Consider the following 6,739-nt stretch of genomic DNA (forward strand, 5'->3'; position numbering starts at 1 on the left):
TCAGGTTGGCGTATTCGTTGGATTTAAAGTCCGACAACCGCACGATCACTTTCTTGGGCGCGAACGCCGCTGCCAGGGTAGAGATGCCCTCAACCAGCTTGTCGACATAGAAATCCACCGGCGAGCTGTAACCGGAGATGCGTTTCTCAACGGTCTGCTTGATATCCCGGGGCAGTCCATCAAAGTTCAGCAATGCCTTGGGATGAACACCGATCATCCGGTTAATAATGAAATCAAGCCGTGCCAAGCCAACACCTTCATTCGGCAACGCCTGGAAATCAAAGGCCCGGTCGGGGTTGCCGACGTTCATCATGATCTTGAACGGGATGTTGGGCATGGAGTCCACGGTATTTTCCCGCAGCTCGAAATCCAGGGAGCCCTCGTAGATCATGCCGGTATCGCCCTCGGCGCAGGAGACGGTCACTTCCTGTGCGTCGGTCAGCAACTCCGTGGCATCGCCGCATCCGACCACGGCCGGAATGCCCAGCTCGCGGGCAATAATGGCCGCGTGGCAGGTACGACCACCGCGGTCGGTAACAATGGCGGAAGCCCTTTTCATCACCGGCTCCCAATCCGGGTCGGTCATGTCGGTAACCAACACATCGCCGGCCTGCACCCGGTCCATTTCCTTGATGCTGGTAATGATCTTCACCGGGCCACTGCCGATCTTGTGGCCGATGCTCCGGCCTTCCACCAGCACCTTGCCGGTTTCTTTAAGCAGGTAGCGCTCCATCACATTGGCAGACGCACGGCTTTTCACCGTCTCAGGGCGCGCCTGAACGATGTAGATCTTGCCGTCGTCGCCGTCCTTCGCCCACTCGATGTCCATCGGTCGCTGGTAGTGCTTCTCGATAATCATCGCCTGACGTGCCAGGTCTTCCACCTCGGCGTCAGTGATGCAGAAGCGGTTGCGGTCTTCCTGCTCCACCTTCACTGTTTCAACGAATTCACCTTCACCGGGCTTGGTGTGGTAGACCATCTTGATGGCCTTGCTGCCCAGATTGCGACGCAGGACGGCCGGCCGACTGGCTTCGAGAGTAGGCTTGTGTACGTAGAATTCATCAGGGTTTACAGCACCCTGAACGACGGTCTCACCCAGACCGTAAGAGGCAGTTACAAATACCACGTCACGGAAGCCGGATTCTGTGTCGAGGGTGAACATAACGCCACTGGCCGCCGTCTCACTGCGCACCATTTTCTGGATACCAGCTGAGAGCGCGACCATCTTGTGGTCAAAGCCGTGGTGGACGCGGTAGGAAATAGCGCGGTCATTGAACAGCGACGCAAACACTTCCTTGACCGAGGTGCGCACCTGTTGCAGCCCCACCACGTTCAGGAAGGTTTCCTGCTGGCCTGCAAAGGAGGCATCCGGGAGATCTTCCGCCGTTGCAGAGGAACGTACCGCAACCGCCATGTGTTCGTTGCCATCCTGCAGGGTGGCGAACGATTCCTTCAAGGCGTTCTCCAGGACATCCGGAAATGGCGTTTCAATGATCCATTGACGGATCTGGGCACCAACCCGGGCCAGTTCGTTGACGTCGTTGATGTCCAGAGCATCGAGAGCGTTGTCGATACGCTCTTTCAGTCCGTCAGTAGCGAGGAATTCGCGATAGGCGTGCGCTGTTGTGGCAAAGCCACCTGGAACGGTAACACCTGCGTTGGCGAGATTACTGATCATTTCGCCGAGTGAGGCGTTCTTGCCGCCTACCCGATCGACATCGGACATTCCCAGGTGATCAAACCAGATAATGTAATCTTCCAAAGCATGTCTCCCTTGAGTCTGTGAAGCTAAGAGCAAAATCGGGCCAGCGGTATCAAGCGGTAAAAGCAGACAATATCCACTGCGGAGTCTCGAACTTGGCGTGTATGATACTGTAACCTGCGGAAATTACCTAGGCCACCGAGCCAGGAATCAAGAACCAAGGAACCGGACAATACAGCATGAAACGCACTGCTTTTTTCATTTCTGATGGCACCGGCCTGACAGCCGAGGCTCTCGGGCACAGCCTTCTGGCCCAGTTCGAAAAGATCGAGTTTGAACGGGTTACTGTTCCCTACATTGCGGACGAAGAAAAAGCCCGGGAAATGGTCAAACGGATCAACAAGGCGGCCGAGACAGACGGCGCACGGCCGCTGGTGTTCGACACCATTGTAAACAGCGATATCCGGGAAATCATCGCCACTGCCGAGGGTTTCATGGTGGACATCTTCGGTACGTTTCTCAGCCCCCTGGAACAGGAACTCCAGTCTTCCTCTTCCTATACCGTCGGTAAATCCCATGCCATTAACAATGAAGGCAGCTATGAACGCCGGATCAATGCCGTCAATTTCGCGCTGGATAATGACGATGGCGCACGCACCCGGCATTACGACGAAGCAGACCTGATCCTCGTTGGCGCCTCCCGAAGCGGAAAAACCCCCACCTGCCTCTATCTGGCGCTGCAGTATGGCGTGAAAGCGGCGAACTATCCGATTACCGAAGAAGACCTGGCAGACCAGCAGATCCCGAAAGCCCTGAAACCTTATAAAGAGAAAATTTTCGGGCTGACTATCGAGCCGGAGCGGCTGGCGACCATCCGCAACGAACGCAAGCCAAACTCTCGCTACTCATCCATCAAGCAGTGCATGCACGAGATCGAGGAAATCGAGTTGATGTATCGGCGTGAGCGGATTCCGTACCTGAATACCACCGCCTATTCGGTTGAAGAAATCTCCACCCGAATCATGGTGACAACCGGTCTGAAGCGCCAACGCTAGGGGTACAGACGGCTGGAGGGCGTCATCGGGGCAGAATAAGAAAGGGGCCAGACCAAAAAGAGGCCAGATGAACACTTCATCTGGCCTCTTTTGTTTTGGCTTTACAGTTCCTGAATGTTCAGACCAAGCTTCTCGGCCCTGGCCCGGTTTTCCGGACTGGTTACCACGGCCGTACTGGCTTTCTCCGGCACCAGCCAGGTTCTGGCCACACGCTTCAGGTCGTCCAGGGTGACGGACAGCACCCGCTCCCGGAACCTGGCACGCTGCTCCGGACTTCGCCCAAACAGCTTGTTGTGAAAAGCATGGCGAGCAGCGCCCGCAGGCGATCTGGGCCTGTCGAGTTGACCAATTACACCAAGAATCGACTCTTCAAGCTCCTGATAGTCGTGGTCATTGTCCTGAAGCCACGCAAGGGCCGCGTCGAAATCGTCCAGCGTTTCCTCCAGGCGCGGATCACGGTAGGAGAAGAACCGGAACGTGCCATTCACGCTGTCCTGCCCGGCGCCGCCACCGTAAGCGCCACCCTTCTCCCGAATGGCTCGGTGCAGATAACCGTTACGCAAGAAACCACCCAGCACGGTCAGTGCCGCCGCATCGGGATGATCCACAGCGACAGTGCTGTAGGCCTTGGAGCAGAAGTTAACCTGGGTAGAAGTCAGCCACGCCTCACGGGTGGTGTAATTGACCGGTTCCATTTTCCAGCCTGCAATGCCCGCTCCAGAGGCATCACGCCAGCAGGATTTCAGATCATCAACCATCGCCGGGAGCTGATCCTCTTCACCAATCACCAGGAACTCCCGACCCTGCTTGCCGATCTTCTCGTGCAATGCAGAAAGCTTGTCACAGAGCGCCGTCAATTCCTCTGGATCCTTCAGGGCCTGATCTAGCTGCTTGGTGCCGCGAATACCGGCAAGACCACCCAGCCGGAAAGAAAGCCAGGCACCCGGACTCATACCCTGTGAAGCCGCGCCCATGGCCAGTGCATGGCCACTGCCGGTTACGGCCTGCTCGCGACGGGCCCGGATCTGCGCAATGATCTCCCGGATTCGCTCTTTCTCATCGAAGCGGGCACTGGTGTAGACATCCCGTAGAAGACGGGTCAACTCACTGCGATTACGGGCCAGAGCCTTGCCGTTGAAGATGATGTAACCGGACAGCGCCTGAACGTCATCAATCCGGCCCTTGGCGCTGAACGCTGCGCCGATACCACCAGACTCCGCAGAGATACGATCCTGCATTTGCAGGTAGTCCAGATCACCACAACCCACTTCGGAAATCAGCGTGGTGTAGTAAGGCACCAGAAGCAGCTCCTCTTCGGTCAGCGCCGGCACCGGGACAACAATCTGCTCGTAAACCAGACCGTTGGTACCACGGGCATAAACGGTTGCCGAAATGTCGCCGTCATAACGCCCTTCCGGCTCTGGCATCTGCAGAGGCACGTCTGACAGATCCACCTTTGGCAGAATGGAGTCATCGTCCTTCTGCATCTGGCGTTCTTCCAGCGCCCTGGCCCGGTCGACAATCATCCGGACCTCGTCATCGGTAAGCTCGGCCTTGCGACGGGCCAGCGCTTCACGGATGGCTTCCTGCCGGCGGGACTCGAGCTTTTCATCCGGCCGCAGGGTCAGGGTGACCCGGTGCGGGTTCTCAAGAAGCTTGCGGCGGATCAGATCCGGCACGTATTGCGGGTCCCGGATTTTCTCCCGGAGCGTTGCCAGGACCGGCTCCAGATCCAGCAATTCAACCGGATCACCGCCGTGCACCATGGGTGCAATGGCACTCATGATCAGCTGCAGGCCGTACGGGAACTGGTCACCAGCAATTTCCCGCTGGTGCAGTTCGAGCTGATGCAGGATGGCTTCCAGACGTTCCTGGCTGACGCCCTCCTCCACGACCTTGAGCAGCGTGGACTCGAGCAGGGCTTCCAGATCCTTGTGCTTGTCCGGCTCGCTGCCTTCGATGCCGCAAACAAAGGTCATTTCACGGTTGGAGTCTTCCAGACCACACATGGGCGAAGGTGCATGACCAAGATCCGTGGTTTCCAGGGCTCGCATCAGTGGTGAGGCACTGTTTTCCAGCAGTACCGCAGAGAGCAGTTGACCCTCCAGGTTCTCCTGCAAATCAAAACTGTGGCCCAGCAACCAGCCCACAACGATGTGAGTCTTGTTGTCGGTCCCCTCGCCTTCGTTGACCGCATAGCCCTGCTCTACCCTGACCGGGGCGAACATGCGCTTCTCGTCGCGAACCGGAAGATCGATGTCCAGCCGGTCGAACCGTTTCAGCGCCAGCTCTTCAAACTTCTCATGATGCTCATGAGCCGGGATATCGCCGTAGGTGGCAAATATCGCGTTGCTGGGGTGATAGTGGTGGCGGTAGAACTGCAGCAGGTCGTCGTAGCTCAGATCCACGATGTGGTCGGGCTCGCCACCGCTGTTGTAGTGATAGGTCGTGGTCGGGAAAAGGTGGCTGCTGAGGTTCTGCCACAGCTGGGACGTGGGCGAACTCATGGCGCCTTTCATCTCGTTGTAGACAACACCCCGATAAACCAGGTCGGTGGACGGATCTTCCGGCTTATCGAACTCAAGGCGATGACCTTCCTGCGCAAAATCCAGCGGATCGAGCTTGGAGAAAAATACACAATCCAGGTAAACCGACAGAAGGTTGTCGAAATCCTTTCGGTTTATGCTGGCGAAGGGATAGGCCGTCCAGTCGCTGCTGGTGAAAGCGTTCATGAACGTGTTCAGTGACCGCCGAATCATCATGAAGAACGGATCACGAACCGGGAAACGCTCGCTGCCACACAATGCCGTGTGTTCCAGAATATGCGCCACCCCGGTGGAATCCATCGGGAAGGTACGCAGGGCAACGAAAAACACGTTTTCGTCGTTGTCGGCTGCCAGATGCAGATGGCGGGCGCCAGTCTTCTTGTGACGATACTCCTCGACCTCGAGATTGAGTGTATCGATCCGGTGACTGCGAAGTTTCTCAAAGGCCGGATGAGTTGCGTTGTCGATCACTGCAGCCATTCAAACTATCCTGTCTTTAAACAATTGGAGAATTGTAGGGTAACACGTAGTATCGCTTATCATGCATCACTCCAGAAGCTATAGGGTACCGCGCCGTACATGACAACACCTGCACCTCAATCAAAGGCCGTTGAGGCCCCGGAAGTAGCCGCCTACTGGGCAGAACGTCGGCGGTACCTCGAGCGGATCCGGAAAGTACCGGAAGTCAGACAGCGCTTCTGGCGGGAAGTTGCCCTTTATCTGCTCCGCCGATTGCTCTGGTCATTCGGATTCTTCCCGATCTTCATCGCCTTCTGGGTGCCACTGGTGATGGCCAGCTTCAACCCGGTTGCGATGGCATCGGATCTGATTCCGGTGTTACAGAATTTCGTCGACTCGAACCCGGAGGTACAGGCAACGACCATTAGCACCCTGGCCATCGCGTGGGCTTCTATCGGGTTTTTCTTTCTCGTCTTCGATTTCGTGCTAACCCCTTTCAAATCGCCTTATCAATACGAAGCCGACGTGTACATGAGATCATGGGAGCAGCTCAACCATGATCAGCTTCCGGATAAAGTGTGATTTGGCCTGCATTCTCGGTAACTCCCCGTCACTTTCTGTTACATAGCGTTGCACTCACTGGGTAAGATGAACCGGTAGACAGAATTCCAAGAATGCAGGATCAAGAGGTTCCGTCATGGTCGATTTCAGACCGCTTCTGTTCGTCAATGCCCTGGCGCTCATGCTGCTGGTAACCGCCGGGTTTGCCTCGGTTCGGGATGACCTTCAGATAACAGAAGCCTTCGAACCACCCTCGACGGATCAAGCTGTTGCCTCTATTACTACCGAGCCCGAGCCGGCCCCAGAGCCTGTTCCGGAGGCATCCGCCAGAACCAAACAGGCTGCCCGGGAGTCGCGCCCACCCGTGGTGGAAGCCACTCCGTTTACCGTGCCATCCATGCCGGAGAACCCGGAGG

At 56.7% G+C, this 6,739-nt stretch carries 4 protein-coding genes and 1 pseudogene; 3 read left to right on the top strand and 2 right to left on the bottom strand.

Annotated features, from left to right (window positions below):
• A partial coding sequence (ppsA, locus tag B2W52_RS12480) for a phosphoenolpyruvate synthase (protein ID WP_414673495.1) occupies window positions 1-1,726 on the bottom strand: 1,726 nt, incomplete at its 3' end.
• 215 nt (window positions 1,727-1,941) lie between these two features.
• Between ppsA and ppsR the strand changes: the two genes are divergently transcribed.
• Entirely contained in the window at window positions 1,942-2,757 is an 816-nt protein-coding gene (gene ppsR / locus B2W52_RS12485) for a posphoenolpyruvate synthetase regulatory kinase/phosphorylase PpsR (protein WP_008174940.1), read from the top strand.
• A gap of 101 nt (window positions 2,758-2,858) precedes the next feature.
• Here the strand turns inward: ppsR and B2W52_RS12490 are convergent, their stop codons facing one another.
• Entirely contained in the window at window positions 2,859-5,783 is a 2,925-nt protein-coding gene (locus B2W52_RS12490; protein ID WP_008175025.1) for an insulinase family protein, read from the bottom strand.
• A gap of 99 nt (window positions 5,784-5,882) precedes the next feature.
• Between B2W52_RS12490 and B2W52_RS12495 the strand changes: the two genes are divergently transcribed.
• Complete coding sequence (locus tag B2W52_RS12495) at window positions 5,883-6,344, top strand: hypothetical protein (RefSeq protein WP_008175027.1); 462 nt, start codon at window positions 5,883-5,885, stop codon at window positions 6,342-6,344.
• A 115-nt stretch (window positions 6,345-6,459) separates the two neighbouring features.
• Window positions 6,460-6,739, top strand: a pseudogene (locus B2W52_RS12500) (PEGA domain-containing protein); the annotation flags it as partial.

This window comes from Marinobacter sp. UBA2498, from assembly GCF_002341575.1.
GTDB lineage: Bacteria > Pseudomonadota > Gammaproteobacteria > Pseudomonadales > Oleiphilaceae > Marinobacter > Marinobacter manganoxydans.